19 protein-coding genes and 2 tRNA genes are annotated in these 25,385 nt (G+C 59.9%); 9 read left to right on the top strand and 12 right to left on the bottom strand.

The features are described 5' to 3' along the window. The 8 genes from CDA63_RS17815 to asnB form a co-directional block, all read right to left on the bottom strand. A partial coding sequence (locus CDA63_RS17815) for a DegT/DnrJ/EryC1/StrS family aminotransferase (protein ID WP_165768372.1) occupies positions 1-1,062 on the bottom strand: 1,062 nt, incomplete at its 3' end. A 155-nt stretch (positions 1,063-1,217) separates the two neighbouring features. Next, a complete protein-coding gene (locus CDA63_RS17810; protein WP_088465814.1) occupies positions 1,218-2,183 on the bottom strand; it encodes a GNAT family protein in 966 nt (321 codons plus the stop codon). Next, entirely contained in the window at positions 2,171-2,584 is a 414-nt protein-coding gene (locus CDA63_RS17805; RefSeq protein WP_088465813.1) for a sugar 3,4-ketoisomerase, read from the bottom strand. Before CDA63_RS17805 ends, CDA63_RS17810 begins: the two co-directional genes overlap by 13 nt. Positions 2,585-3,042: 458 nt before the next feature. Next, the gene (locus tag CDA63_RS17800) at positions 3,043-3,630 is read right to left on the bottom strand and encodes a hypothetical protein (RefSeq protein WP_126546927.1); all 588 of its coding nucleotides are present in this window, start codon (positions 3,628-3,630) and stop codon (positions 3,043-3,045) included. 128 nt (positions 3,631-3,758) lie between these two features. After that, positions 3,759-4,745 carry a UDP-glucuronic acid decarboxylase family protein gene (locus tag CDA63_RS17795; RefSeq protein ID WP_088465811.1) on the bottom strand — a complete coding sequence of 329 codons (987 nt, stop codon included), beginning with the start codon at positions 4,743-4,745 and terminating at the stop codon, positions 3,759-3,761. Positions 4,746-4,793: 48 nt separating this feature from the next. Continuing rightward, positions 4,794-6,137: a UDP-glucose dehydrogenase family protein gene (locus CDA63_RS17790; protein ID WP_088465810.1), complete on the bottom strand. Its 1,344-nt coding sequence runs from the start codon at positions 6,135-6,137 to the stop codon at positions 4,794-4,796. Between the two features lie 52 nt (positions 6,138-6,189). Further along, on the bottom strand, positions 6,190-6,921 hold the full coding sequence (locus CDA63_RS17785; protein WP_088465809.1) for a glycosyltransferase family 2 protein: 732 nt from the start codon (positions 6,919-6,921) through the stop codon (positions 6,190-6,192). 59 nt (positions 6,922-6,980) lie between these two features. After that, entirely contained in the window at positions 6,981-8,888 is a 1,908-nt protein-coding gene (asnB, locus tag CDA63_RS17780) for an asparagine synthase (glutamine-hydrolyzing) (protein WP_088465808.1), read from the bottom strand. A gap of 188 nt (positions 8,889-9,076) precedes the next feature. Here asnB and CDA63_RS17775 point away from each other — a divergent pair, with 188 nt between their 5' ends. Continuing rightward, complete coding sequence (locus CDA63_RS17775; protein WP_088465807.1) at positions 9,077-9,544, top strand: acyl-CoA-binding protein; 468 nt, start codon at positions 9,077-9,079, stop codon at positions 9,542-9,544. Positions 9,545-9,700: 156 nt separating this feature from the next. On the opposite strand, the gene CDA63_RS17770 is transcribed toward CDA63_RS17775, so the two are convergent. Further along, positions 9,701-11,119 (bottom strand): FAD-binding oxidoreductase, encoded by a 1,419-nt coding sequence (locus CDA63_RS17770; RefSeq protein ID WP_088465806.1) that lies wholly within the window; start codon positions 11,117-11,119, stop codon positions 9,701-9,703. A gap of 43 nt (positions 11,120-11,162) precedes the next feature. Here CDA63_RS17770 and CDA63_RS17765 point away from each other — a divergent pair, with 43 nt between their 5' ends. The 5 genes from CDA63_RS17765 (at position 11,163) to CDA63_RS17745 (ending at position 19,149) form a co-directional block, all read left to right on the top strand. After that, positions 11,163-11,822: a C40 family peptidase gene (locus CDA63_RS17765; RefSeq protein ID WP_242434736.1), complete on the top strand. Its 660-nt coding sequence runs from the start codon at positions 11,163-11,165 to the stop codon at positions 11,820-11,822. Positions 11,823-11,997: 175 nt separating this feature from the next. Then, positions 11,998-15,129 (top strand): TonB-dependent receptor, encoded by a 3,132-nt coding sequence (locus CDA63_RS17760; RefSeq protein ID WP_199797553.1) that lies wholly within the window; start codon positions 11,998-12,000, stop codon positions 15,127-15,129. A 256-nt stretch (positions 15,130-15,385) separates the two neighbouring features. Next, on the top strand, positions 15,386-18,820 hold the full coding sequence (locus tag CDA63_RS17755) for a TonB-dependent receptor (RefSeq protein WP_199797552.1): 3,435 nt from the start codon (positions 15,386-15,388) through the stop codon (positions 18,818-18,820). 148 nt (positions 18,821-18,968) lie between these two features. Next, positions 18,969-19,041, top strand: a tRNA-Ala gene (locus CDA63_RS17750). A gap of 34 nt (positions 19,042-19,075) precedes the next feature. Next, positions 19,076-19,149: transfer RNA gene (locus CDA63_RS17745), tRNA-Ala, on the top strand. A gap of 211 nt (positions 19,150-19,360) precedes the next feature. Here CDA63_RS17745 and cysK read toward each other — a convergent pair. Both cysK and CDA63_RS17735 read right to left on the bottom strand, forming a co-directional pair. Then, positions 19,361-20,281 carry a cysteine synthase A gene (cysK, locus tag CDA63_RS17740; RefSeq protein WP_088465803.1) on the bottom strand — a complete coding sequence of 307 codons (921 nt, stop codon included), beginning with the start codon at positions 20,279-20,281 and terminating at the stop codon, positions 19,361-19,363. 158 nt (positions 20,282-20,439) lie between these two features. After that, the gene (locus CDA63_RS17735; protein ID WP_088465802.1) at positions 20,440-21,276 is read right to left on the bottom strand and encodes a serine O-acetyltransferase; all 837 of its coding nucleotides are present in this window, start codon (positions 21,274-21,276) and stop codon (positions 20,440-20,442) included. Between the two features lie 180 nt (positions 21,277-21,456). Here CDA63_RS17735 and CDA63_RS17730 point away from each other — a divergent pair, with 180 nt between their 5' ends. Continuing rightward, entirely contained in the window at positions 21,457-21,801 is a 345-nt protein-coding gene (locus CDA63_RS17730) for a cupin domain-containing protein (protein ID WP_088465801.1), read from the top strand. 84 nt (positions 21,802-21,885) lie between these two features. Here the strand turns inward: CDA63_RS17730 and CDA63_RS17725 are convergent, their stop codons facing one another. After that, positions 21,886-23,886 (bottom strand): peptidylprolyl isomerase, encoded by a 2,001-nt coding sequence (locus CDA63_RS17725; protein WP_088465800.1) that lies wholly within the window; start codon positions 23,884-23,886, stop codon positions 21,886-21,888. A gap of 161 nt (positions 23,887-24,047) precedes the next feature. Here CDA63_RS17725 and CDA63_RS17720 point away from each other — a divergent pair, with 161 nt between their 5' ends. Together CDA63_RS17720 and CDA63_RS21795 are read left to right on the top strand one after the other, a co-directional pair. Then, a complete protein-coding gene (locus CDA63_RS17720) occupies positions 24,048-24,353 on the top strand; it encodes a hypothetical protein (RefSeq protein WP_088465799.1) in 306 nt (101 codons plus the stop codon). Positions 24,354-24,422: 69 nt separating this feature from the next. Next, positions 24,423-25,385, top strand: a 963-nt coding sequence (locus CDA63_RS21795) for a sensor histidine kinase (protein WP_317044067.1), incomplete at its 3' end; no start/stop codon positions are given.

Below are 25,385 nucleotides of genomic sequence, written 5' to 3'. Positions count from 1 at the left end.
ACTTATACCCGGGTACAGGGGTAAGCTCAGGCAGGTAGCGGCTAGTTCTTCGGCAATGGGCAACGCCCCGGCCGGTAGTTGCATGGCCGCGTAGGCCTGCTGCCGATGTGGCGGCACGGGGTAGTGAATCATAGTGCCGATGCCCTGGGCCATGAGGTGCTGCTGCAGGGCGTCTCGCTGCGGAGTATGCACCACGTAGAGGTGGTAAACGTGGGTAGCCCCGGTGGCTACCACTGGCCGGCGCAGGTCGGCAATGCCGGCCAGGTGCTGGTCGTACCAGGCGGCTACCTGCTGGCGCTGGCGGGTCCACTCGGGCAAATGCCGCAGCTTTACTTCCAGCACGGCCGCCTGCAGCTCGTCAAGGCGCGAGTTGTAACCTACTACTTCGTTGTAGTATTTCTGCTGCGAGCCGTAGTTGCGCAGCACTCGTATTTTCTGGTCCAGCACGGCGTCGTTGGTCGTCACTGCGCCGGCGTCGCCCAGGGCCCCCAGGTTCTTACCGGGATAGAAGCTCGTGCCATTCACCTGGCCGAAACTACCGGTGAGCTGCCCCTCGAAAGCAGCCCCCTGCGACTGTGCATTGTCTTCCACTACCAATAGGTTGTGCTGGTTGGCTAGCGCCATAATCGGCCCCATCTCGCAGGCCTGCCCGTACAAATGGACCGGCATGACGGCGCGGGTGCGGGGCGTGAGGGCAGCCGCAATGCGGGCGGGGTCGAGGTTACTAGTGGCCAGGTTTGGCTCCACCGGTACGGGCGTGGCCCCCACCTGCGTCACGGCCAGCCACGTGGCGATGTAGGTATTCGAGGGCACAATCACCTCGTCGCCGGGGCCGATTTCAAGGGCCCGTAAGGCCAGCACCAGTGCATCAAGCCCATTGGCCACGCCCACTGTGTGGGCGACTTGGTTGAAGTGGCAGTACGCCTGCTCAAACTTTTTTACCTCGTCGCCCAGCACATACCAGTACGAGTCGTAAACGCGGCCCACGGCGGCCATGATTTCATCCCGGATAGGGCCGTGTTGGGGCTGAAAAGAAAGAAACGGAACTAGCAGCTTACTCATAAGGCAGACACAGGACTATACTTCGGATAGCAACGAAGCTCAAATATGAGGAGGAAAGACCTCATTTCCCGACGTATCTCACGGGGAAAATCTAGCGCCACATGCCCGCCCGCTATGCGAGGACTTTCGTGGAACATGATGCTGGCTTGCAGTACTCAGCTAACGTTGCTGTCGCACGCCAGTACGTGGCTGGTGCTGCCCAACCGAAAGCCCAGTTTCTCGCAGGTGCGGAACACGGCACCGTTGGTAGCCTGGGTGGTCATCAAGACCTGGGGTAAGGATAGTGCGGCGGCGCGGCGCACGGTTTCGGCCACTAGTTTCAGGTGCCAGCCCCGGTTCGCGGGCCCTACCGCCGTGAGCAGCACCCGGGAAGAGCCGCTACCCGGCACCCCCGCCTCGCTTAGGGTATCACCGATGGCCAGAAACGAATCTACCGGCAAGCCCGACACATCGGGCACCAGTACGGCATCGGCGTAGCGGCCCTCCGTAGCGGCTTCGGCGTAGCGGGCCAGCAGGGCGTCGGCGCGGGCCTCCCCAAACCAGGGGTCGGCGTGAAAACGGTCGAAGGGATTGCGCGCCGCCGCCGAGATACGCCCAATATGAACGGCCTCGCCGGGGCGGGCCAGCCGCACGGGCGCGGGCGCAGGCAGAGTAGCGTCGGCTACGGGGCAGTGGAAGTTCAGACGGGTTTCAACGAGCCGCCAGCCGCCCGCAGTCAGAGCTTGCAGCAAGTCCAGATCCTCAGTTGGTACCACGCTGAAGGCGTAGTAGGGTCCGCGGGCAGCTAGCGCCTGCCGGATTTCGGCCGCGGCGGTGGCTAGCGCGGCAGGCCGGGCATCGGCCCCGAACAGACCTGTGAAGAGCCAGTAGGTGTCAGTGCCAAAAAACTCTGAATCCCAGGCCAAATGTTGCAACAGCCACTGGCTGTGCCCGTCGGCGGCCATGAGTACCTGCTCCCCCTCTCTCCTACCGAAGCGGGCCGCGGCCCCCATACCATAGCGCTCCTGCTGCGGCGCGGCGGGCAGATGCCGCAGAAAATGCGTGGGCGAGTACCGAAACAGCGCCTCGGCGCGCAGCTTTATCCAGTCAGTATTAGGAGAGGTTACGACTAGGAACTCCATATCCGCTTGAACTCGTCGTGGTTACGGATATAATCGTCTTCCTGATACGGAACCGAAGCCAACACCAGCTGCACGGCTGAGTGCGAATACTGGATGGTGTGCCAGGCTTGGGGCGGCACGTAAAGGCCCATGTGTGGGTCTTCAAGCCGAAAAAGCTCTATCGTACCGTCAGCCAGCTCGGTGGTTACTGTGATGCGACCAGCGGCGGCCACGAGCACCTGCTCGGTAAGGTGGTGGGCGTGGCGGCCCCGCAGGATACTTTCGGGCGTGTAGTATGTCCAGAAAATGCGTTGCACCGCAAACGGCACCAGCTGGCTCTGCTCGGTAACGGAGATATAGCCAATGCTTGGCTCCCCCAGCTTTGGAAACTCAATTAGGTAGGGATTTGCAAATCCGGGCATAAACCGCTAAAGATGTCCCGCTTCATGCAGATCCGAAGCAAGGCTACCTAAAGGTAGCGCATCGCCCGCAACCTGCCACAAAGCAACGAGTGTTTAGTTCCGCGAGGCGCTAACAACACCCACCCTATCGTTGCTCCTTGTAACGGCCTATAGCCATGCAACGCGAGAAAGTACCAGGCTTACCGGCCGCCAGTCCAGTCGCTGATTCGTACGCTCCCACGCAACGCGGCCAATGCGCAGCCCTCGGGTTCGTCCAAGCCTCTGACAAAACCCTAGACTCCTCTGGTTTCCTTTTGAGTATCACTATGAAAATCCGACACCAACACTTCCCCACCCAATAGCACATTTCCCTGCTTCCTCCCTCGCCCCAGAAGCCTACCTTGCCCAACGTGTATGCGGGCTGGCTATAGGATCAACACATGATTTGGCCTGTCTACCCCACTAGCGCGAATATAGTATTATTTCAGGTCTACAACCAGTTCCGCCTCGTTGCCCGGCCGGTCCCGGGCTAGCGCCTGCAACTGCCGGATCGCGGCGGCCGGATGCGTTTGCTGCGTCTTGTAGCTCCACCAGTCGGCGTTTTCCGGCGCGGCGGCCCCCTCCTCCAGCATTTGCCCGGCCACATCCAGTATACGCACCCACACTGCCACTACCCCACAGGGCTTCTTTGCCTGCACACGCAGGGGGTGCCCCACTTGGCCGCAGTAGTTACCAACCTCCACGGCTAGCAGTTGCGGCGGCTTGGCGAAGTCGGCCAGGGCCGTGCGGTACACGCTGCCGAAGTTGCCCGCCTGCACAAAGGGCTGGTAGTAGGCCCGGCCTTCGATGCATGCCTGCTGCTGTCGGCCATATACTGTGGCGGCCCCGAACTTACGCCGGTGCTCCTGCTGAGCGGCCGAGCCCGGCCGCTTTTTGCCAGTAGGGGCCTGCTGTACATAGGTGGTACCCTCCGCTCCCATCCGGAACACCAGATTGCCAACACGCCCACTGAGGCCGGCAATACCCGAACCCGCTTCCATCTTTACCCGCGCCATATCCGTCGCCATTTAACAGGTTACAAGATACTATTTCGAACTATTATATCCCCATAATGCCTCGTTCGCGCAGCCACTACAGTAAAGCGCACCCCGGAGTCTAGCTCCGGGGTGCGCTTCTAATTACGCCTGACCTTTTCTCAGAAGCTACGCGGCGTATTGTCCACCTTGCCGGCCATCACTTCGCTCACGTGCTCCTTGAAGTATTCCAGCGTGCGGCGTAGGCCCTCGGCGCGGTCTACTTTCGGCTCCCAACCCAGGATTTCGCGGGCCTTCGTGATATCGGGTTTGCGCTTCATCGGGTCGTTCTGGGGCAGTTCCTGGAACGTGGGCTGGAACTCGACGTTCATCAGCTTGGCAATTTCTTCGCCGAACTCCTTGATGCTGATTTCGTCGGGGTTGCCGATGTTCACGGGCAGGGCGTAATCACTCAGCAACAAGCGGTAGATGCCCTCAATCAGGTCATCGACGTAGCAGAAGGCCCGGGTCTGGGAGCCGTCGCCGAATACGGTCAGGTTCTCGCCGCGTAGCGCCTGGCTTAGGAACGCAGGTAATACGCGGCCGTCGTTGAGGCGCATGCGGGGGCCGTAGGTATTGAAGATGCGCACGATGCGGGTTTCCAAACCGTGGTGGGTATGATAGGCCATGGTAATAGCCTCCTGGAAGCGTTTGGCCTCGTCGTAGCAACCGCGCGGACCAACGGGGTTTACGTTGCCGAAGTACTCCTCTACCTGGGGGTGGATTTCGGGGTCGCCGTACACTTCCGAGGTGCTGGCAATCAGCATTCGGGCTCCCTTCACCCGGGCTAGGCCCAGCAGGTTATGGGTACCGAGCGAGCCTACTTTCAGGGTCTGAATTGGGATTTTCAGGTAGTCAATGGGCGAGGCCGGTGAGGCGAAGTGCAGGATATAGTCCAGCTTACCGGGCACGAACACGAACTTCGACACATCGGCGTGATGAAACTCGAAGTCTTCTTTGCCGAACAGGTGCTCGATGTTGGCTAAGTCGCCCGTAATGAGGTTGTCCATGGCAATAACATGGTAACCTTCGGCCAGAAACCGGTCGCAGAGGTGAGAGCCCAGGAAGCCGGCTCCGCCGGTGATCAGGACACGTTTTTTATCAGACATACAGAGAAGTTCTAGAAGAAAGAGAAGGTCGCCTAATGGCGGCGTTCGTTAAGCCTGCGCTGGCTCTTGGTGGCCGGTCCGAACGCCGATGCAATGGTAAGCGAAACCAGCAGCCCGCAAGTCATCAGCATCGTAAATATTACGACCGTCGAACACCACCTTCTGCTTCATCAACCGACCTACTACCGCGAAGTTAGGCACTCGGAACTCGGGCCACTCGGTTACGATGAGCAGGGCGTCGGCGTCAATCAGGGCTTCCATCTGGTCTTCGGCGTAGGTAATCCGGTCGCCGAGCGAGTGCTTGGCTTCGGCTACGGCTACCGGGTCGTAGGCCGATACGGTACAGCCCTCGGCCAGCAGCTTCTCGATAATGACCAGCGAAGGCGCCTCGCGCATATCATCGGTTTTGGGCTTGAACGAGAGCCCCCAGACCGCCATCTTCTTGCCTCTCAGGTCGCCACCGAAGTGCTTTTTCACTTTGTTGAACAGCACTTCCTTCTGGCCTTCGTTCACGCTTTCCACGGCCTGGAGCACCTGCATCTGGTAGCCGTTTTCCTGGGCTGTTTTGATGAGCGCCTTCACGTCCTTGGGGAAGCAGGAGCCGCCGTAGCCGATGCCGGGGTAGATGAACTTGGTACCGATACGGGCATCGGAACCGATGCCTTTGCGCACCATGTTCACATCGGCGCCCATGATTTCGCAGAGGTTGGCAATGTCGTTCATGAACGAAATCTTGGTGGCCAGCATAGAGTTAGCCGCGTATTTCGTCATTTCCGCCGACGGAATATCCATGAAGATAATCGGGTGGCCGTTGAGCAGGAAGGGCTTGTAGAGGCGGCTCATTACCTCCTCGGCCCGCTCCGACGACACGCCCACCACAATGCGGTCAGGCTTGAGGAAGTCATCGATGGCGGCACCTTCCTTCAGGAATTCGGGGTTGGATGCCACATCGAACTCAATGTCAGCACCACGCTTGGCCAGCGCATCTGCAATTTCCTTGCGCACCTTGGCCGCCGTGCCTACCGGCACGGTGCTCTTAGTCACAATAACGCCGTAGCTGTTCATGTTCTCGCCAATGCTCCGCGCCACAGCCAGCACATACTTCAGGTCCGCCGAGCCATCTTCACCGGGAGGCGTACCCACAGCAATGAAAGCCACATCGCAATCCTTGATGGCCGAGGCAATATCGGTGGAGAAATGCAGGCGCTCAGCGGCCACATTACGGCTCACCATCTCCTCCAGGCCGGGCTCGTAGATGGGCAAAATGCCTTTATGAAGGTTGTCGATTTTGCGCTGATCAATGTCGATGCACGTCACGGTGATACCTACCTCAGCGAAACAGGTACCGGTAACCAAACCGACATAGCCGGTGCCTACTACTGCAATTTTCATATGTAAAAGAATTCGATGATCGAAACTACTCAGTTAGTGATGCAAAAGTACGCTATTGTAACAAACCGTACTTAATGATGCAGTAAATAGCGAGAAAACCGTCACGCCAGCCGATTTTCTTGCCTTCAGCATAGGTACGGCCGTAGTAGCTGATGCCCACTTCGTAAATACGCACGTCGGGTACCCGGGCCATTTTCAGGGTTACTTCGGGCTCGAAGCCGAAACGCTTCTCCTCCAGTATCAGCCCCTGCACAATATCGCGGCGGAAGAGTTTGTAGCAGGTCTCCATATCCGTTAGGTTGAGGTTGGAGAAGGCGTTGCAGAGCGCGGTGAGCCACTTATTGCCGATGCTGTGCCAGAAAAATAGAATCCGGTGGGGGTTGCCGCCCATAAAGCGGGAGCCATACACTACGTCGGCCATGCCGCGCAGCACGGGGCGCAACAGCACGTTATATTCCTCAGGGTCATACTCGAGGTCGGCATCTTGGATGATGAGGTAGTCGCCGGTGGCTTCGCGGATGCCGGTGTGCAACGCGGCCCCCTTACCCTGGTTTACCTCGTGACGCCGGTACTGAATCGGCAGATCAGTATTGGCCGCCATGTAGCGTTTAATGGCTTCCTCAGTGTTGTCAGACGAGCAGTCGTTGACGATGATAACCTCCTTCGTGAACCCGCCAATTAGCTTTACAGCTTTGACTTGGTCGAGAATGAGATGAATAGTAGCTCCTTCGTTGTAAGCCGGGATAATGATGGACAGTTTGGGCGCGGATACGGGTGCCAGCATATGCGAAGGGATAGGAAAAATGGGTTGTAGAGATGCAGCAGGTCAGATTATTCTCGCGTTCAAGCTACCATCCACTTCTTCCACCACCATTGGAACACGATGAGCGCCCAGATGCGGGCGTGCACGTCGCCGGGGCTGGTGGAGAACAACTGTTTTTTGAGGCCGCGGATGGCTTCCACGTCGAATATACCCTGGGCTTCGATGAAGTCGTCGGAGAGCAGGTCGTCCTCAATCAAAGGGCGCAACTCGCCGCGGAACCACTTGAGCAACGGCACTTCGAAGCCGTGTTTGGGACGTTTGTAGAGCTCCTCGGGCAGCATCGGCCGGAAGGCGTCCTGCACGATTTTCTTCTTCATATTCGCGTCAATCTTACTGCTGACGGGTATTGAGAAGGCGAACTCCACCACGTTCGGGTCGAGGAAGGGTGGGCGTACCTCCAGTGAGTTGGCCATGCTCATCAGGTCTACCTTGGCGAGCATATCGTAGGGCAGCACCATGCGGGTATCGGTAACAAGCACCTCGTTTAGGTCGCCACCGGCGTGCAGATCGGCCATCAGGTCGCGGCGGCGGCGCTCGGCCAGCTTGTTGCTGATTTTGCGGCGGGACGCCGGGCTGAGCAGGTTGCGGGCATCTTTCTCCGACGCAAACGAGGCCCAGTCCCAGTAGCGCTCCTTGGGGCCGCTGAGCATGCCGCGCGAGAAGCGCTGAAACTGCCTCACTTTGTTGCCGAAGTAGGAGTTGCGCGACTTGGGCAGTACGTTCCAGAGCAGATCGAGACCCGCCACGGCTTCGGCCTTGAAGCCGCCCTGGCGCACCTGAAACTCACCCATGTGCTTGTTGTAGCCCCCGAACAACTCGTCGGCTCCGTCACCACTCAGGGCCACGGTGGCTTTCTCGCGGGTGCGCTTGCTGAGGATGTACACGGCCAGGGCCGAGGAGTCGGCGAAGGGCTCGTCGAGGTAGTTGAGCACATCGAAGATGTGGTCGTAGAGGTCCTGGTTGCTGAGCGAGAAAACCGTGTGGTTGGTTTTGTAGCGCTCGGCTACCAGCTTGGCGTATTTGGTTTCGTCGAAGAAGGGCTCGTCGCGGAAACCGATGCTGAACGTATTCAGGTGGGGCGTGTGGCGGGTAGCTAGGGCCACGACCACCGACGAATCGATACCGCCACTCAGGAACGCACCGATGGGCACATCAGCCACGAGGCGGCGGGCGGTGGCTTCATCAAGCAACTCAACAAGCTTAGCTTGCTGCTGCTCGTAGCTAAGCTTGTTGCGGTTGGTTTTTTTGGCGTCGTACGGAATCTTGTACCACTGCTTGCGCACCACCTTCTTGCCCTTAATGAACAGGTAGTGGCCGGGCAGCACCTTTTTCACGCCCTTAAAAATGGTACCCGGGCCGGGAATATAGTTGAGCTGTAAATACTGGCTCAGGGAGGTATAGTCGAGCTTGCGCGGGATGCCCAACGCCAGCAGCGACTTCATCTCGGAGCCGAACAGCAGCTTGTCCTCGTCGCGGTACACGAGCAAGGGCTTCTCCCCCATCCGGTCGCGGGCCAGAAACAGGGAGTCCTCCTCTTTATCGTAAATGGCGAAATCAAAGAAGCCGTTGAGTTTCTTGAGAAAGGTGCGCCCCTCGGCCATGTAGAGGTGCAAGACCACTTCGGTATCGGTCTGGGAATGAAACCGATGCCCTTTGGCTACCAGCTTCTGGCGCAGCTCCTTGAAATTAAATATTTCTCCGTTAAAGACAATAGTATAACGGCCCGACTCATCGGTCATGGGCTGGTTACCATCAGTCGAGAGGTCGAGAATGGCTAAACGCCGAAAGCCCAGTCCGCACCGGTCGAACATAAAGTGACCCTGCGAATCGGGGCCCCGGCTCACAATGGCGTCGGTTGAGGCTTGCAACGCGGATAGCGAGTTGCGGCCCGCATCAGTAAAAGCGAATACTCCGGAAATTCCACACATAAGGCGGGCAAAAGTACGAACTATTAGCACGTGAGTTGTTAAAAAACTGTGATGCGCTACCGCAACCAAAGCCCGCCCGGGCTAGTACACCCTTTCACTATCGAACTGATAGTTGTACCACGCCAGTAAGAGGCGAAGCCCCGGACCGCCGGACGTTGCCCTTTCCTCCTCACCTTTTTTAGCCTTTTATGAGCCTCCAACAAGATTTTGAAGCCGCTGCCACTAACATCGACCGCCTGCCCGGCGAAATGGCTGCCGCCCACATGACCGAACTCTACGGCCTCTACAAACAAGCCACCGACGGCGACCACGACGCCAAGCGCGACGAAGTCGGCGACGAGACGCCCGATAACCCCAATGGCCCCGGTGGCCTCTCGCAGGGCCAGTGGGATGCCTGGAGCAAATGCAAAGGCATGTCGCACGATGAAGCCAAGCAACAGTACATCAAGCGGGCTGATGAACTGACCGCGCATTACCAGCAGGACCAGCCGCAGTCGGCAGCCAACCAGCCGCTGGGCGCTCCCGGCACGGCCGAGGCCAGCCCCGCCGCCCAGGCCCAGAACGCCGCCGGCCAAAGCAGCCCAGGAGGCCTAAAAGGTGACCTCAAGGACGGTACGCCCTACGGTGGCGAAGACGAGCTGAAAAACAAGCAGTAGATCACGATTAGCACGGATTAAACAGATTTTGTAGCTGGTCTGTCTGTCAGCATCAAGCCAACCGCTATCTGATAAAAATAAAGCAGCCACCTCGGTTGAGGTAGCTGCTTTATTTTTAATCGTCCACAAAATCAGTGCAATCCGTTAAAATCCGTGCTAATCCGTGCTCCAGATTTTGCCGGGATTCATGATGCCGTGGGGGTCAAATACGCGTTTGATGCCGCGCATCAGGTTTAAGTTGGCTTCCTGGAGGGCGATGTTGAGGTACCCTTTCTGCACCAGCCCAATACCGTGCTCACCCGAGATGGTGCCCCTAAGTTTCACGCAGAGGCGGAAGATTTCGGAAATCGGTTCGCGCAGGCCCACGTCCCACATTTCATCGTCGAGGTCGCCACGGATTATATTGACGTGTAGATTGCCGTCGCCGGCATGGCCGTAGCAAACGGTTTTGAAGCCGTAGCGGGCCCCTATTTCCTTTACGCCTTTCAGCAGCGTGGGCAGCTCGGCCCGGGGCACTACGGTGTCTTCCTCCTTGTACACGGAGTTGTAGCGCACGGCGTTACCAATGTTGCGCCGGATCTTCCATAGTTCATCTTTCTGAGTGGCGTTGTCGGCCAGCAGGATTTCGCCCACGTCGTAGCCTTCGAGCACGCCGTATACCTGCTCGGCCTCCTTGTACAATTGGTCGAGGTCTTGGCCATCGAGTTCGATGAGCAGGTGGGCCGTAATGTCGGCGGGCAGCGTGAGCGGGATATTCAGGTAGTCTGAGGACCAGGCAATGGCCTCGCGCTCCATGAATTCCATGCCCGAGGGGATAATGCCGGCCCGGAACACGGCCGATACAGCCTCAGCCGCCTGGGCCTCTTGGCGGAAGGGCACTAGCATCAGGATGGTGTGTTTCGGGTAGGGTAACAGCCGGAATACGGCCTTCGTGATGATGCCCAGCGTACCTTCGGAGCCCACCATGAGCTGGGTGAGGTTGTAACCAGTAGAGTTCTTGAGCGTGTTGGCGGCCGTCCAGATGATGTCGCCGGTGGGCAGTACCACTTCCAGGTTAAGCACGTAGTCGCGGGTGGTGCCATACTTCACGGCTTTGGGGCCGCCGCTGCTGTGGGCCAGGTTGCCACCCAGAAAGCAGCTGCCCTTGCTGGCCGGGTCGGGCGGGTAGAACAGCCCAACGGCCTGCACCGCTTGCTGAAACACCTCGTTGATAACACCCGGCTCGACGGTGGCCTGGAGGTTGCGCTCATCAATTTCGATGATGCGGTTGAGCCGCTCGGTACTCAGCACCAGCCCTTGGTGTACCGGTAGTGCCCCCCCGCTCAAGCCCGTACCCGCCCCCCGGGCCGTAACAGGAATGTGGTTTTCGTGGCACAGGCGCACAATATGGCTCACTTCCTCGGCGTTGCCCGGCTTTGCCACTACCTCGGGCGCGAAATGCAGGTCTTCGGTATGGTCGCGGCCATAGTTGGCGTACTCATCAGCCTCCGCGTGCTGAGCCGTGAGCACGTGCGCTGGCCCCACAATGGCCTCAAACTGCGCTATCAATGCGGGGGTTAACGGTTGAAAGTCCATGAGAAAGAGGAATAAAAGCGGGGCTTGGCCTATCTTTGCCCCAATGCAGGAATACAGAACGAAGGTAAGGCTTTCGGGGCGGTGGTTCGTGTTGCTGATGGGGCTGATCTGGCTGACGGGTTGCAACGCGGGCAAGGTAAATTACCGCAATGGCCGCTACCACTCGGCCCGCGACATGGCCCGCATCAAAGCTGCCGAGCGCGGCCGGGGCCGGGGCCGGACCTCTACGGTCAAAACTAAGACCAAAACGGCGGCTGGCAGCACCAAAATGATATCTCGCCGGCCTGGGGCGCGGCCAGTGGCGGCCAACGTGTCGGCCCCCATTGCCGAAGTAATTGAGACGGCCCGATCTTACCAGGGGGTACCATATAAATATGGCGGCACCACCCGCCTGGGCATGGACTGCTCGGGACTGCTATACGAGTCATTCGCGGCTATCAATGTCAGCATTCCGCGCTCCAGCAACGAGCAGGCGGTTTGGGGCGAACCGGTAAAGCCCCAGAATCTACGGCCAGGCGATTTGGTATTTTTCGGAGCTTCACCTGGCAGCGGTACAATCACTCACGTGGGCATGGTAACGGCTGCCTCGGCCGAAAGCGTCCAGTTCATTCACGCTTCCAGCTCGTTAGGCGTCATCGAAAACGCCTTGGAAACCGACTACTACCTCAGCAGATTCATTAAGGCAGTACGCCCCAGATTGTGAATTTCCGTCTTACCTTTGCGCCCGTTATCAGCGTTTTGGAAGCCATGGGCTTTCGTAACATTACGATAACACACTACTGCGGGCGTTTGCATACTTTTGCGGCGTTTTTCCCCCTGAACAGGCACCTTTTTTCACCAATCCCCCTCTTTTTATGAGACGTCATCTTTACGCTTCAATGGCTCTTGTGCCCATGGCATTAGTGTCGGCGCACATGAGCTGGGCCCAGGTAACCACTTCGGCCATGAACGGTATCGTGACCGATAAGACCGGCGAAGGTCTGCCAGGTGCCACGGTGATTGCCGTGCATACGCCCACCAACACCCAGTACGTAGCTCCTACCAACTCTGAAGGACGCTTCAACATCCAGGGTATGCGCGTAGGCGGACCCTACACGATTCGGATTTCGTTCGTCGGCTACAAAGAGTCGGTGCGGGAAAACATTTTCTTGACGCTGGGCCAGAACCTGCGCCTCGACGTGAACCTCAACGACTCGGAGCAGACGCTGGGTGAGGTAACCGTAACCGGTACTCAGGACCGCAACATCAATGCCGGCCGCACGGGTGCCGCTACCACCATTTCGCGCGAGCAGATTCAGCGTCTGCCGACGCTGAGCCGCAGCATCAATGACTTTACCCGCCTTTCGCCCCAGTCCAACGGCGGCGGTAGCTCTTCGATTGGCGGCGCCAACAACCGCTACAACAACATCACGATTGACGGTGCGGTAAATAACGACGTGTTCGGTCTTTCGGGTTCGGGTACGCCCGGTGGCCAGACGGGCACCTCGCCTATCTCGCTCGACGCCATCCAGGAAATCCAGGTGGTGGTAGCGCCTTACGACGTAACGCTGGGCAACTTTACGGGCGGCGGCGTGAATGCTGTAACCCGTTCGGGCACCAACGATATTTCGGCCTCCGTGTACGCCTTTGGGCGTAACGAGAAGCTGGTAGGCAAGAGCGTGGATGACTCCCGTACCAAGGCTACCGACTTCTACCGCTACCAAACGGGCGCCCGCGTAGGCGGCGCCATCGTGAAGGACAAGGCGTTCTTCTTCGTGAATGCAGAGATTGACCGTCGCAGCTCACCGTTGGGCTTCGACCTCGGTACCAGTGCCTCGCAGATTGACCCGGTTGTGGCCAAAACCATTGCCGACCGCGCCTTGTCGAAATATGGCTACGACGTGGGCAACTACGGCAGCGAGGCCCTGCGCACCGAGAGCACCAAAATCTTTGGTCGCCTCGATTTCAACCTCAACCAGAACAACCAGCTGACGATCCGCCATAACTACATCGACGCGTTCGATGATGCGCTTGGCCGCAGCCAGAACTCGTTGCAGTACGGCAACAACGCCTACCGCATCAGCAGCAAAACCAACAGCTCGGTGCTCGAACTCAACAGCCGCTTGGGTAAAATATCGAACAAGCTGCTGCTGAGCTACCAGACTATCCGCGACTCGCGCGATGTACCGGGTACGCTCTTCCCGACCTTTGAAATCAACCAGTCTGGTAACCGCTACACCTTGGGCACCCAGCGCAGCTCGGGTTTCAACTCCCTGAACCAAGACATTTTTGAGTTCACCGACAACCTGACCCGCGCCTTCGGCAAGCACACCGTTACGCTGGGCACGCACAACGAGTTCTTCAAGTTCAACAACCTGTTCATCAACAACGGGGTAGGCTATTACCAGTTCAACACACTGCAGGACTTCCTCGACGAGAAGCCTAACCGCCTGCAGGCGGCCTACGCTACCCGCGACGGAGGTGCGGCCCAGTTCAGCGCCATGCAGTTCGGCGCTTATATCCAAGATGAATTCTCGCCCATCGAGAATCTACGCCTCACTGCTGGCCTGCGCGTGGATGCCCCCTTCTTCTTCGACAAGCCTGGCTTCAATCAAGGAGTTACCACCACGTTTCCGGGCATCCGCACCGACGAATTGCCCAACGGCCAACTGCTGTTTGCTCCGCGGATTGGTTTCAACTGGGACGTCAACAACGATGCCCGTGTGCAGGTGCGCGGTGGTACGGGTATCTTCAGCGGCCGGGTACCGTTCGTATTCCTGTCCAACAACTTCACCAACAGCGGTCTGATTCAGGGCGCGGTAGATGCCCGGGCAACTGCCACGACCAACCCACCCATCGTAACCGATCCATCGCAGCTTCCGACCGTATTCGCGGCTTCGGCTTCGCCCAGATCGGAAATCAACGTAGTAGAAAAGGACTTTAAGCTGCCCCAGGTATGGCGCACCAACCTGGCTGTGGACTTCCGCCTGCCCGGTGATGTGATTGCCACCCTGGAAGGCATCTACTCGAAGACGCTCAACGACATCTACTACCGCAACATCAACTTGGTAGCCCCGACCGGCCGCCTGGCTGGTCCCGACCAGCGCCCATTCTATCCGAGCGCCCGTCAGGTCAACGGTAAAGATTACACCAACGTGTTGCTGCTCGATAACACGAGCAAGGGCTACCGCTACAACGTAACGGGCCAGCTGCAGAAGAACTTCGACAACGGTATCAATACGTCGGCGTCGTACACCTACGGCGTGTCGAAGGAAATCAACAGCGGCGCTAGCAGCACGGCCCTCTCGAACTGGCAGTTCAACCAGGTGCAGTTCGATCCGAACAACCCGGAGCTGGGCTTCTCGCGCAACGACCAGCGCCATCGCGTGCTCGTAACGGGTGGTTATACCTTCCGCTACGCCGGCGACCGGCTCTCGACCAACATCTCGGTTATTTATGAAGGCCTGGCCGGAGCGCCTATCGCCTACGTGTACGGTCAGGGTGGCCGCGACATCAACAACGATGGCGCCTTCGCCAACGACCTGATCTACATCCCGCGCGATGTCCGTAACCCCGCCGAAATCAAGCTTGTAAAGAGCGGCTCGTCGGACACGCGCAGCATTGAGGACATCCAGAACCAGTTGGATGCCTTTATCAACAACGACCCTTACCTGCGCAGCCACCGCGGCCAGTACGCCGAGCGTTTCGCCGGCCGTACGCCCTGGACCAACCAGGTAGATGTTCGCCTGGCCCAGAATGTTAATTTCCTGGCTGGCGGCAAGAAGAACTCCTTCCAGATCACGTTCGACGTGCAGAACGTAGGTAACCTGGTCAACAAGGATTGGGGCCGCCAGTACTTCGTGAACAACAACGCCGTAGAGTTGCTGCGGGTAGAAACTGCTGCCGCCGGGGCGCAGCCTACCATCTCGTTCCCCGCCACGTTTGCCGCCAACAAAAACCGCGGCTACAGCGAGTCGTTCTTCGGTTCGCGCTGGCAGGGCCAGTTGGGCGTACGTTACTCGTTCAACTAAGCACAGCAGTTAGTTAAGTACCTGAAAGGGGGTTGGCGATATCGCCAACCCCCTTTTTTTTGTGCGCTTCCCGGGTCCACTCCGCAGATAAGGGCAGTGCCGGACTGGTTTTGGCGGGCTATTAGGCTAAGCGAATAGCAGAGGGCTTGGCAAGAGTCTTAACAGTATCATAACACAGGCTGAAAATCAGGAGCCGTACTTTTGTGTCGCTTTATCACACCCTGCCGGTGTCACTTTTCCCCCATTCCCCTCTTTTATGAAACGACACCTTTACGCTTCCATGGCCCTGCTACCACTGGGTCTGGCATCGGCCCACCTGGGCTGGGCACAGGGCACGACCACCTCAGCCATGAATGGCTTGGTAACGGATAAAACCGGCGAAGGCCTGCCGGGCGCGACGGTCATTGCCATCCATACGCCCACCAACACCCAGTACGTGGCCCCCACCAACTCGGAGGGTCGCTTCAACATCCAGAACATGCGGGTGGGCGGGCCTTATACCCTACGCATCAGCTTTGTGGGCTACAAGGAAACGGTACGCGAAAACATCTTCCTAACCCTGGGTCAGAACCAGCGCCTCGACGTGAGCCTGAGCGCCACCGAGCAGACGCTGGGCGAGGTAACGGTAACCGGCCGCCAGGACCCTATTATTAACGCCGGCCGCACGGGCGCTTCCACGACCGTGCAGCGCGAGCAGATTGAGCGCCTGCCGACGCTTAGCCGCTCGTTTGGCGATTTTACCCGCCTCACGCCCCAGGCCAACGGCCAGAGCTTCGCCGGCCGTAGCGGGGGCTTCAACAACATCACCATCGACGGGGCCATCTTCAACAACTCGTTCGGTTTGTCGTCGACTGTGGGAGGCCAGACCAATGCCCAGCCGATTTCGATTGATGCCATCGAGCAGATCCAGGTGAGCATTGCGCCCTACGACGTGCGCCAGGGCTCATTTACGGGGGCCGGCATCAACGCCGTTACCCGCTCGGGCTCCAACAAGTTTACGGGCTCGGTCTACCTATTCCACCGCGACCAGAACCTGATTGGCCAGAAGTCAGGCAGCTTGGAGCAGAAGTTTCAGGACTTCACGCTCAACAACTATGGCTTCCGGGTGGGTGGCCCCATCATCAAGGACAAGGTATTCTTCTTTCTCAATGCCGAGCAGGAGAAACGCAGCGACCCGGGCACAACCTACAGCGCCAACCGCGACGGAGCCCCGGCCCCGGGTGCCAACTCCACCACGTCGCAGGCTACGGCCAACGACTTGAGCGTGCTCAGCAACTTCCTGCAGACCCAGTACGGCTATAACCCCGGCGCGTTTGAGGGGTACAGCCTGCGGCAGGAGAGCCGCAAGGCCACGGCCAAAATCGACTGGAACATCAGCCAGAATCACCGCTTCAGCGTCAAGTATAACTATTTGCGCTCGTTGCGCGATGTAAACCCAAGCGCCTCCGGCTCCATCAACGGGCGGGCACCCGGCCAGTTCGGGCTGCCCTTCTTCTCGGCTTACTATACCATCAACAACAACCTCGACTCGTACATCGCCGAGCTCAACAGCACCTTCGGCAGCCGCTATTCCAACAACCTGACGGCCGGCTACACGGCCTTCCGCGACTTCCGCGAGAGCCCGGGCGGGGACATTTTCCCACTCGTTGACATTGGTAACGCCACCGGCCTGAGCCCTGCCGGGTCCCGGATTTCAGCGTCCAATACGCTCACCTCGTTCGGTTACGAGCCCTTCACGGCCAACAACATCCTCAACACCGACGTCTATCAGTTCGGCGACAACTTCACGGCCTACCTGGGCAAGCACAACGTGACGCTGGGCACTTACAACGAGTTCTACAAGTTCAAGAACGGCTTCGCGCCCAACTTCTTCGGCGCCTACCAGTTCAACTCGCTGGCCGACTTCTACGCCTCGGCGGGCTACGGCCGCGATGCGAACGGCAACCCAACCATCAAGTTGGCCAACCAGGCGGCGCCCCAGCGTTACCAGCTCCAGTACTCGGCCCGGCCCGACGGTAGCTTCCCGTTTGCCGTTATCGAGTCGGCCCAGTTGGGCTTGTACGTGCAGGATGAGTGGACGCCCTACAGCAACCTGAAATTGACCGTGGGCCTGCGCGGCGACCTGCCCTTTATTACCTCGGATCTGCTGCAGAACGAGGCGGCTGCCAACCTCACCTTCCGCGACGGCGTGAAAATCAACACGGGCCAGGCGCCTAAGAAAACGGTGCTCTTCTCGCCCCGCGTGGGCTTCAACTGGGATGTAAAGAGCGACAAAACCACGCAGCTACGTGGCGGTACGGGCATCTTCACCGGCCGGGTACCCTTCGTCTGGATCAGCAACCAGGCCTCCAACAACGGCGTGCTGTTCGGCTCTTTCGACCGCAACAACAGCAGCGCGGCGGCCTCGACGGCGGGCTTCCCCTTCAACCCCGACGTAAACGCCTACCTGCCGACCAGCGCGGCAGCCAACACCAGCTACAACCTGGCCGTTACCTCGCGCGACTTCAAGTTTCCGCAGGTATGGCGCACGAACCTGGCCGTCGATCAGGTACTGCCCGGCAACGTGGTAGCAACCCTGGAGGGCATCTATACCAAGGACGTGAACAGCGTGTACCACGCCAACGTGAACCTGCCCCAGTCTGCGCGCAACGCCGCTGGCGCCGACACCCGGCCCATCTTCTACACGGTGGCCGTGAACCCCACGACGGGCGCCGTATCGCAGACGGCCAACAACCGCATCTACAACGGACAGGGGGGCGCTTCGGCCACCAACCCCATCATCACCGATGCCATTGAGATGCGCAACACCAACAAGGGCTACTCCTACACCGTAACCGGCCAGCTGCAGAAGTCCTTCAGCAACGGCCTCTACGCCTCGGCTTCGTACACCTACGCCGATTCGCGCTCGGTAAACGACGGTGGCTCGATTGCCCAGTCGATCTGGCGCGACCGGCAGGTATCGGGCGACCCGAACGCCAACGTGCTGAGCTACTCCAGCTTCCTGCAGCAGCACCGGGTACTAGCCACGGCCTCGTACCGCCGCGAGTACATCAACCACTTGGGCACGGCCCTCTCGTTTGTGTTTGATGCAGCGCCGGCCTACCGCTACTCCTACGTGTACTCGGGCGACATGAATGGCGACGGGCAGACGGCCAACGACCTGCTCTACGTGCCCCGCGACCAGAGCGAAATCGTGCTGCTGCCCATCACCATCCCGGCTTCGCAGGGCGGCGGCACCTACTCGGCCGCCCAGCAGTGGGCCAACCTCGACGCATTCATCAGCCAGGATAATTACCTGCGCAAGCGCCGTGGCAGCTACGCCGAGCGCAACGGGGCCGTCGCCCCGTGGTTCAAGCAACTCGACGTGAAACTGCTCCAAGATATCTTCACCAACATCGGCGAGTCGAAGAATACACTGCAGCTGAGCGTGGACATCTTCAACTTCGCCAACCTGCTCAATAAGGACTGGGGCGCCGTTCGGTCCGTCAACCGCACCAACCCGCTCCGTTTCTCGGGCTACGACGCCCAGGGCCGCCCCAACTACACGTTCCCGTACTATGTGAACCCCTCGGTGAATGCCGATAAAACGGTGAATGCGGGCCAGCCGCTGAACAGCACGTTCAGCCAGAACAACGGCAGCCTCAACTCGCGCTGGCAGATGCAGGTGGGCATCCGCTACATCTTCAACTAAGTCAGGCAGTCAGGTAGTTAACTACCCGAAAAGGGGCTGGCGGTGTCGCCAGCCCCTTTTTTTGTCTCAACCGCTTGCAGATTCAAAAAGGCGTCGTACTTTGCCTCACCAAAACACATCCGGCGTTTTGGACAATGGTACTACTTGAGGGGGATTAGCTCAGCTGGCTAGAGCGTTGCATGGCATGCAAGAGGTCATCGGTTCGACTCCGATATTCTCCACTCCTGTTTCGCAACCGGCGAAACGCGTACCCCCGGGGGATTAGCTCAGCTGGCTAGAGCGCTTGCATGGCATGCAAGAGGTCATCGGTTCGACTCCGATATTCTCCACAGATCACGGATTAGCGCGGATTTTAACGGATTGAGCGGATTTCGTAGACGATTAGCAAAAAAGGCCACCTCTGATGAGGTGGCCTTTTTTGTTGGTGGTTAGTACCCGACGGCGGCACGTTTTTTATAGCTGGCGCGGGCTGGAATACTGTCCCACTCCGCGCCGGCTATAAAATCCGTGCAATCCGTTAAAGTCCGCGCTACTCCGTGATCAGGCGAACAGGCCTTCCACCGACAGGTACCGCTCGCCGGTATCGTAGCAGAAAGTGAGCACGCGGCCACCCTGTGGGATTTCGGGCAGCTTCTTGGCTACGGCCGCCAGCGAGGCGCCGGAGGAGATACCGATGAAGATGCCTTCTTCGCGAGCGGCGCGGCGGGCCATGTCGGAGGCTTCCTGCTGGCTGACCTGAATAGTGCCGTCGAGCAAATCGGTGTGCAGGTTTTCGGGGATGAAGCCCGCGCCGATACCCTGGATGGGGTGCGGGCCGGGTGCGCCGCCGCTGATAACGGGCGAAAGCTCGGGCTCGACGGCAAACACCTGCAGCTTCGGGAATTTCGGCTTCAGCACCTCGGCCACGCCGGTCAGGTGGCCACCGGTGCCCACGCCCGTGATGTAATAGTCGAAGCCCTCGGGAGCATCGGTCATAATTTCCTGGGCCGTGTGCTCCACGTGGGATTTAATGTTGGCGGGGTTGTCGAACTGCCCGGGCATCCAGGCCTTCGGGTTTTCGCGCACCAGCTCCTGGGCCTTCTCGATGGCGCCCTTCATGCCTTTTTCGCGGGGCGTGAGCTCGAGGCTGGCCCCGTAAGCGGCCATTAGGCGGCGGCGCTCAATGCTCATGCTCTCGGGCATTACAAGCGTGATCTTGTAGCCTTTCACGGCAGCCACCATGGCCAAGCCCACGCCGGTGTTGCCCGAGGTAGGCTCGATGATAACGCTGTCGGCATGAAGGATGCCGTCTTTTTCAGCCTGCTCAATCATGCCCAGGGCAATGCGGTCCTTGATGCTGCCACCGGGGTTGGCCCGTTCGAGCTTCATCCACACTTCCACATCGGGGCGGTCGGCAAATAGGCGGTTGATTCGTAGGAGCGGCGTGTTGCCGATGGTATCGAGAATGGTATTGGCTTTCATTTTTTGGGGTTATTAAGTTAGGAGGCTGGAGTCTGGAACTAAGAGCGAACGTCATTCAAAGCGAAGCGAAGAATCTCGCACGAACCCATTGAACAGTCGCCGCAACGATTCACGCGAGATTCTTCGCTTCGCTCTGAATGACGTTCGCGCTTAGCTTCTCAAATGGAAAACATAATGTCCTCAGCTGGGTCCTGGGAACGGGTGACGTGAATTTGGGCCTGGTGGTAGACGCGGGAGTGCGACGGCACGCTGGCCGTAAGCCAGACGTTGCCACCGATGATGCTGTGGCTGCCCACGGTGGTACTCCCACCCAATATAGTGGCCCCGGCATATATCACTACGTTATCTTCGATAGTGGGGTGGCGCTTGATGCCCTGCAGGTGCTTGCCCACACTAAGCGCCCCAAGCGTGACGCCCTGAAATATCTTGACGCCGGTACCAATAATGCAGGTTTCGCCGATAACCAGCCCCGTGCCGTGGTCGATGCAAAACGAGGGGCCGATGCTGGCGCCGGGGTGGATGTCGATGCCAGTGCGTTGGTGGGCGTACTCGCTGAGCAGGCGCGGCACCCGCACTACCCCGCGCCGGTGCAGGCCGTGGGCGAAGCGGTGCAGGGCCGTGGCGTAAAAGCCCGGGTATGTGGTAACCACTTCGGCCAAGCCCTGGGCCGCGGGGTCGGCAGCCACGATGGCCGCGGCATCGAGCAGCAGCGTCTGGCGCAGGGCGGGTAGGGCATTGATGGAAGCCGCCGCCAGCAAAGCAGCCTCCGCGGGTGGGGCCACGGCCCTGAGCAGGTCGGCGAGGTCGTCCTGGAGCAGGCGCAGGGTAGCCGATAAGGCATCGGCGTCGCGCAGGGGGCGGGCAGCCCGCTCGGGGAACAGCAGCTCCAGCAGGTGGTCGGCGAGTTGGCAGAAGCCGGCGGCCGGCAGGGCCACGGCCGTCGCCTGGTGGACCTGGGCCAGCTCGGACAGAAAATCGGAGTCGTAGACGGACATAACTGGACGTGTTCCGGTGGTTGGCCAGCTGGCAAACAGACCCGGATGAGAGGTAACCACCCGACCGTGACGAAGGTTTAGGCGGTAGTTGCCGGGCAATACAGCCAGCAACCCCGGCCCCGCTGGCTGCGTTAGCGGGAGAGTAATCTAGTTCTTTTCACTTTATTTCGACAATTCCACATGGCTGATACCACCATCACCAAAGTAGATTCCCAACATTCGCCCAAAGGCCCAGATGGCGAAAAGTACTTGGCTTCGGGCGTGCACGTTTCGATGCGTCTGTGGGAAAACGAGCAGCCCGGCGAGCCCAAGGAGCCCTCGGCCAGCGCCTACGAAACGGTGGGTTACGTGCTCAAAGGCCGCGCCGAACTGCACCTTGAAGGCCAGAAAGTAGTGCTGGAGCCCGGCAACTCGTGGGTAGTGCCTAAAGGGGCCTCGCACACCTATAAAATTCTGGAGGCGTTTTCGGCCGTAGAAGCCACCACGCCTCCCGCCCAGGCCCACGGCCGCGACGACGCTAAATAAGCTGTTAGCTGACATACAAAAACTGCCCCGGTGCTTAGCGCCGGGGCAGTTTTTCGTTTACGGGGAGATGCAGGAAGCTCCTTTTTATTTGAGTATTTCTACTTTGTCGATCCGGTCGCCGATTTCGAGGCGGCTAACGACATCCATGCCCTGGACGACCTGGGCGAAAATGGTGTAGCGGCCGTCGAGGTGGGGCGTGGGGGCGTGGGTGATGAACCACTGGCAGCTCTCGGTGTCTTTGCCAGCCGAGGCCAAACCCACGGCTCCTTCGCCGTAGTGCAGGTCGGCAAATTCGGACCGCAGGTTGTAGTCGGAACTGCCCCAACCGTCGCCGCGGGGGCAGCCACCCTGGGCCACGAAGTTGGGCACTACCCGATGGAAGTTCTTGCCATTATAAAAGCCTTTTTCGGTGAGCTGCACGAAGCTGGCCACCGAGCCGGGCGCCTCATTCACGAGCAGCCGCAATACCACGTCGCCCTGGCTGGTGTGCACCACCGCCTGGGGGTTGGCGGGCAGGGCCATCACCACGTCCCACGGAATGGGGTGCGTAGCGGCGGAAGCTACGGGTACCGGGGTGGGTGGCACACCGCGCAGAAAATCGATGGTTTGCTGCAACGACTGCCAGGCTTCGAGGTCGCGGGGCAGCGTCAGCTTATCGCGGGCGGCCACCAGGAAATCGGGGTTGGGCAACAGGCGGCGCAGGTCGAGCTTGGGGTCGCGGATGGCTTCGGCCGCCAGCCCCGTCTGGGCCACATCGGTGCTGAGCACGGCCTGGCGCAGAGCCAGCGCAAAATCGGGCCGGCGCACGGCCGGAAAATCGGGGTGGCGGCGCTGGGCTACCAGCGCCTCTACGCCGTAGGTCCCCACCACCAGCGGCCGACCGGGCGCAAAAGCGGCTTGGCGCACGAAGTCGAAGGCGGCGGGGTCTTCACCCAACGCTTTCAACAAATACCCTTTCTCATACACGTTAGCCGAAGCGGCGTAACGCTCCTCTACCGCCCGCCGGATGGCGGCTTTGTTGGGGCCGCCCTGGTGCAGCGCGGCAGCCAGCAGCGTGGCCCGCACCCGCCACTGGGGCAGGGCCTGGGCTTTTTCGAGCAGCACCGCGCCGGGTTCATTGGTGGCATGCGCCAGGAAAAATTCGGCGGCTGTGAGGGCTACCTGGGCATTGGCATCGGTGAGGGCGGCCCAAGCGGCTTCTTTTACCGGGGCATACATGGGGGCCGTCATGGAACGCAAGGCACTCAGGCGCACCCGGTAATCGGGGTCGCGGCGGGCCAGCCCGGCCAGGGTGGCGGGCACGGTGGGGTTGGTGGCGGCTTTGCTCAGGGCCGAAGCCGCCGCGCTACGCACGGCATAGTGGGCATCGGTTTGGGCAGCAGTGGTAAGGGCGGCCGTGTAGGGCGCGAGGTTGAGGCCACGGGTGCGGGCCAGCGCACTGGCGGCAGCCAGCCTGGTGCCGGTAGTGTTTCCTTTGGCCAGCAATTGCACTAACCGGGCCACGGCGGCTTCCGAGGTCAGCCCCCGCAGGCCGGCCCGGTACAGGCCCCAGGCCTGGCCGCTGAGCGTGGCCGTATCGGTGGCCAGGGCGGCGGGCAGCTTGGTTAAGCTAACCAGCCCGGCGCGGCTGGTGCAGCGGCCCAATGCCTCCAGCGCATAATGGCGGGTAGCGGCATCGGTTTCGCGGGGAAGGTGCTGGTAGAGGCCGGTTTCGGCCATCGAGTCGGCGCTCTGGCCTAAGGCATAGGCGGCCAGCTGGCGCACCCGGGGGTCCTGGTCTTCCTGGAGCAGCAGCAGCAAGCGGGGCGTGGCAGCTTTATTCTGCACCGAGGCAAGGGCCTCGGCCGCCGCCTGGCGGTAGCGGGCTTCGGGGCGGTCGAGGTAGGGCAGCAGCGCGGCCGTGCGGCGCTCGTCCTGGAGGGTGGCAATGCGGCGCAGGGCGCTATCGGTGGCGAACTGGTTGAGGGCTGGGGCAGCAGCGGCCGGGGCCGCCGACGTGGCCGGACGTGTTGCGCAGGCCGTGAGCAGCGCGCAGCCGGCGGAGGCGGTAAAAGCGGCGGTTCGGAGAAGAGCGGAGTAAGTCATGGTTGGCCTAAGGTAACGGCTCCGGCTGCCAAGACAACGGTCGGAGCCGAAAAAGCATCTGGCCGGGCAGAAGGCCGCTGTTGGTTTCGGTTCGGGTTTTCCCGCTGGAAAACTATTAATCCTCGCATCTTTACTGCCCACGCTTCTTTCCTGCGTTCGTTATGCGTTTTTATCGTGCCTTATTAGTGCTTACCACCGTGCTGCTGCTCCGCCAAACCCAGGTCTGGGGCCAGCAGCGGGTACCCGCGCCGGTTACCGTGCCGGCTGCGCCGCCACCGCAGAAAGTGCTAAAGCTGCAGATTATCTTGCCCAGCGTGGTGGGGCGTCTGGGCGAAATGACCGGCATCCTGGTTTCTCCAGACAAGACGAAGTCCGCCCGCACGTCAACCAGCAACCCAGTGCTGTACCTGCGTATTCCGTTGCCGCGCCTGCTAACGGGCGATGCGCCGAAAGATTCCGGGAAATAGATATACTTGATGCCATAAAGCAAACGACCCGCGCCGCCCGCCGCCTTTTCGCCCCTCCCCTACCTTGCTATGAGTCAGAACGCCTCGATTTTTATCAGCATCCTGCTGGCCATATTCATCGTGCGAGGGATGCGCAAGTTCCTGGATTTGCCCACGCGCACGCCGCATCTGAGCCAGCTGCTGGGCTACCTCTGGGTTCCGGGCGTTGGGCTATACCTGTTTTCGCAGCTTATCCAGTGGAAAACCAGCCAGCTCGACGAAATGTACATGCTCTTCGTGCTGGCCATGGTGGCGCTGGTGCTGGTGCGGGTGCAAACCTACCGCCCGGCCCGGACGCTGCTGCTGGCCATCGCCCCGCTTTTGCTGTATTCGTTCGTGGAACTGGTTTCGATGCTGCTCAGCAACAGCTTTCTAAAAGACTATAACAACGTTTTTGAGAACTCCCAGGGTTTCGCCATGATCTGGCTCGGCACGTTTGTGCTCATCGCCCGCAGCCAGAAAAAGCACCTCGAAAAGGAACGCCTGATGCGCGAGGCCGACGAGGCCGCCAAGCGCCAGATCGAGGCTCAGAATATGGAGCTGGAGCACCTAGTAGCCGAGCGCACGGCCTCGCTTACCCAACAGGCCGAGGAACTGCGCACTGCCTTGCAGGAGCTCAAAATCACCCAGGACCAGCTGATCCAAAGCGAGAAGATGGCCTCGCTGGGCGAACTGACGGCCGGCATTGCCCACGAAATCCAAAACCCGCTCAACTTCGTCACCAACTTCGCCGATGTGAGTGCCGAACTGGTGTTGGAGCTGGAAGAAGAACAGCAACGCACCACCCGCGACGCGGCACTGGAAGCCGAGCTGCTGGTTGACCTGCGCCAGAACCTGACCAAGATTCACCATCATGGGCAGCGGGCGGCCAGCATCGTGCGGGGCATGCTCGAACACAGCCGCCAGAGCACCGGCGAACGAGCCCCCACCGACCTCAACCAGCTCGCCGACGAGTACCTGCGCCTGGCCTACCACGGCCTGCGGGCCAAGGAC

The sequence above is a fragment of the Hymenobacter amundsenii genome (genome assembly GCF_002204745.1).
Lineage (GTDB): Bacteria > Bacteroidota > Bacteroidia > Cytophagales > Hymenobacteraceae > Hymenobacter > Hymenobacter amundsenii.
Note: the sequence above shows the minus strand (reverse complement) of the source record. Positions and strands in the feature narration are given on the sequence as shown.

What these genes read in the sequence shown, in the direction of transcription:
- CDA63_RS17810 (WP_088465814.1), bottom strand. Translation starts at nt 2,183, where the DNA reads ATGGAGTTCCTAGTCGTAACCTCTCCTAATACTGACTGGATAAAGCTG.
- CDA63_RS17785 (WP_088465809.1), bottom strand. Translation starts at nt 6,921, where the DNA reads ATGCTGGCACCCGTATCCGCGCCCAAACTGTCCATCATTATCCCGGCT.
- CDA63_RS17795 (WP_088465811.1), bottom strand. Translation starts at nt 4,745, where the DNA reads ATGTCTGATAAAAAACGTGTCCTGATCACCGGCGGAGCCGGCTTCCTG.
- CDA63_RS17735 (WP_088465802.1), bottom strand. Translation starts at nt 21,276, where the DNA reads ATGTCCGTCTACGACTCCGATTTTCTGTCCGAGCTGGCCCAGGTCCAC.
- CDA63_RS17720 (WP_088465799.1), top strand. Translation starts at nt 24,048, where the DNA reads ATGCGTTTTTATCGTGCCTTATTAGTGCTTACCACCGTGCTGCTGCTC.
- CDA63_RS17770 (WP_088465806.1), bottom strand. Translation starts at nt 11,119, where the DNA reads ATGGACTTTCAACCGTTAACCCCCGCATTGATAGCGCAGTTTGAGGCC.
- CDA63_RS17730 (WP_088465801.1), top strand. Translation starts at nt 21,457, where the DNA reads ATGGCTGATACCACCATCACCAAAGTAGATTCCCAACATTCGCCCAAA.
- CDA63_RS17755 (WP_199797552.1), top strand. Translation starts at nt 15,386, where the DNA reads ATGAAACGACACCTTTACGCTTCCATGGCCCTGCTACCACTGGGTCTG.
- CDA63_RS17800 (WP_126546927.1), bottom strand. Translation starts at nt 3,630, where the DNA reads ATGGCGACGGATATGGCGCGGGTAAAGATGGAAGCGGGTTCGGGTATT.
- CDA63_RS17775 (WP_088465807.1), top strand. Translation starts at nt 9,077, where the DNA reads ATGAGCCTCCAACAAGATTTTGAAGCCGCTGCCACTAACATCGACCGC.
- asnB (WP_088465808.1), bottom strand. Translation starts at nt 8,888, where the DNA reads ATGTGTGGAATTTCCGGAGTATTCGCTTTTACTGATGCGGGCCGCAAC.
- cysK (WP_088465803.1), bottom strand. Translation starts at nt 20,281, where the DNA reads ATGAAAGCCAATACCATTCTCGATACCATCGGCAACACGCCGCTCCTA.
- CDA63_RS17765 (WP_242434736.1), top strand. Translation starts at nt 11,163, where the DNA reads ATGCAGGAATACAGAACGAAGGTAAGGCTTTCGGGGCGGTGGTTCGTG.
- CDA63_RS17805 (WP_088465813.1), bottom strand. Translation starts at nt 2,584, where the DNA reads ATGCCCGGATTTGCAAATCCCTACCTAATTGAGTTTCCAAAGCTGGGG.
- CDA63_RS17790 (WP_088465810.1), bottom strand. Translation starts at nt 6,137, where the DNA reads ATGAAAATTGCAGTAGTAGGCACCGGCTATGTCGGTTTGGTTACCGGT.
- CDA63_RS17760 (WP_199797553.1), top strand. Translation starts at nt 11,998, where the DNA reads ATGGCTCTTGTGCCCATGGCATTAGTGTCGGCGCACATGAGCTGGGCC.
- CDA63_RS17725 (WP_088465800.1), bottom strand. Translation starts at nt 23,886, where the DNA reads ATGACTTACTCCGCTCTTCTCCGAACCGCCGCTTTTACCGCCTCCGCC.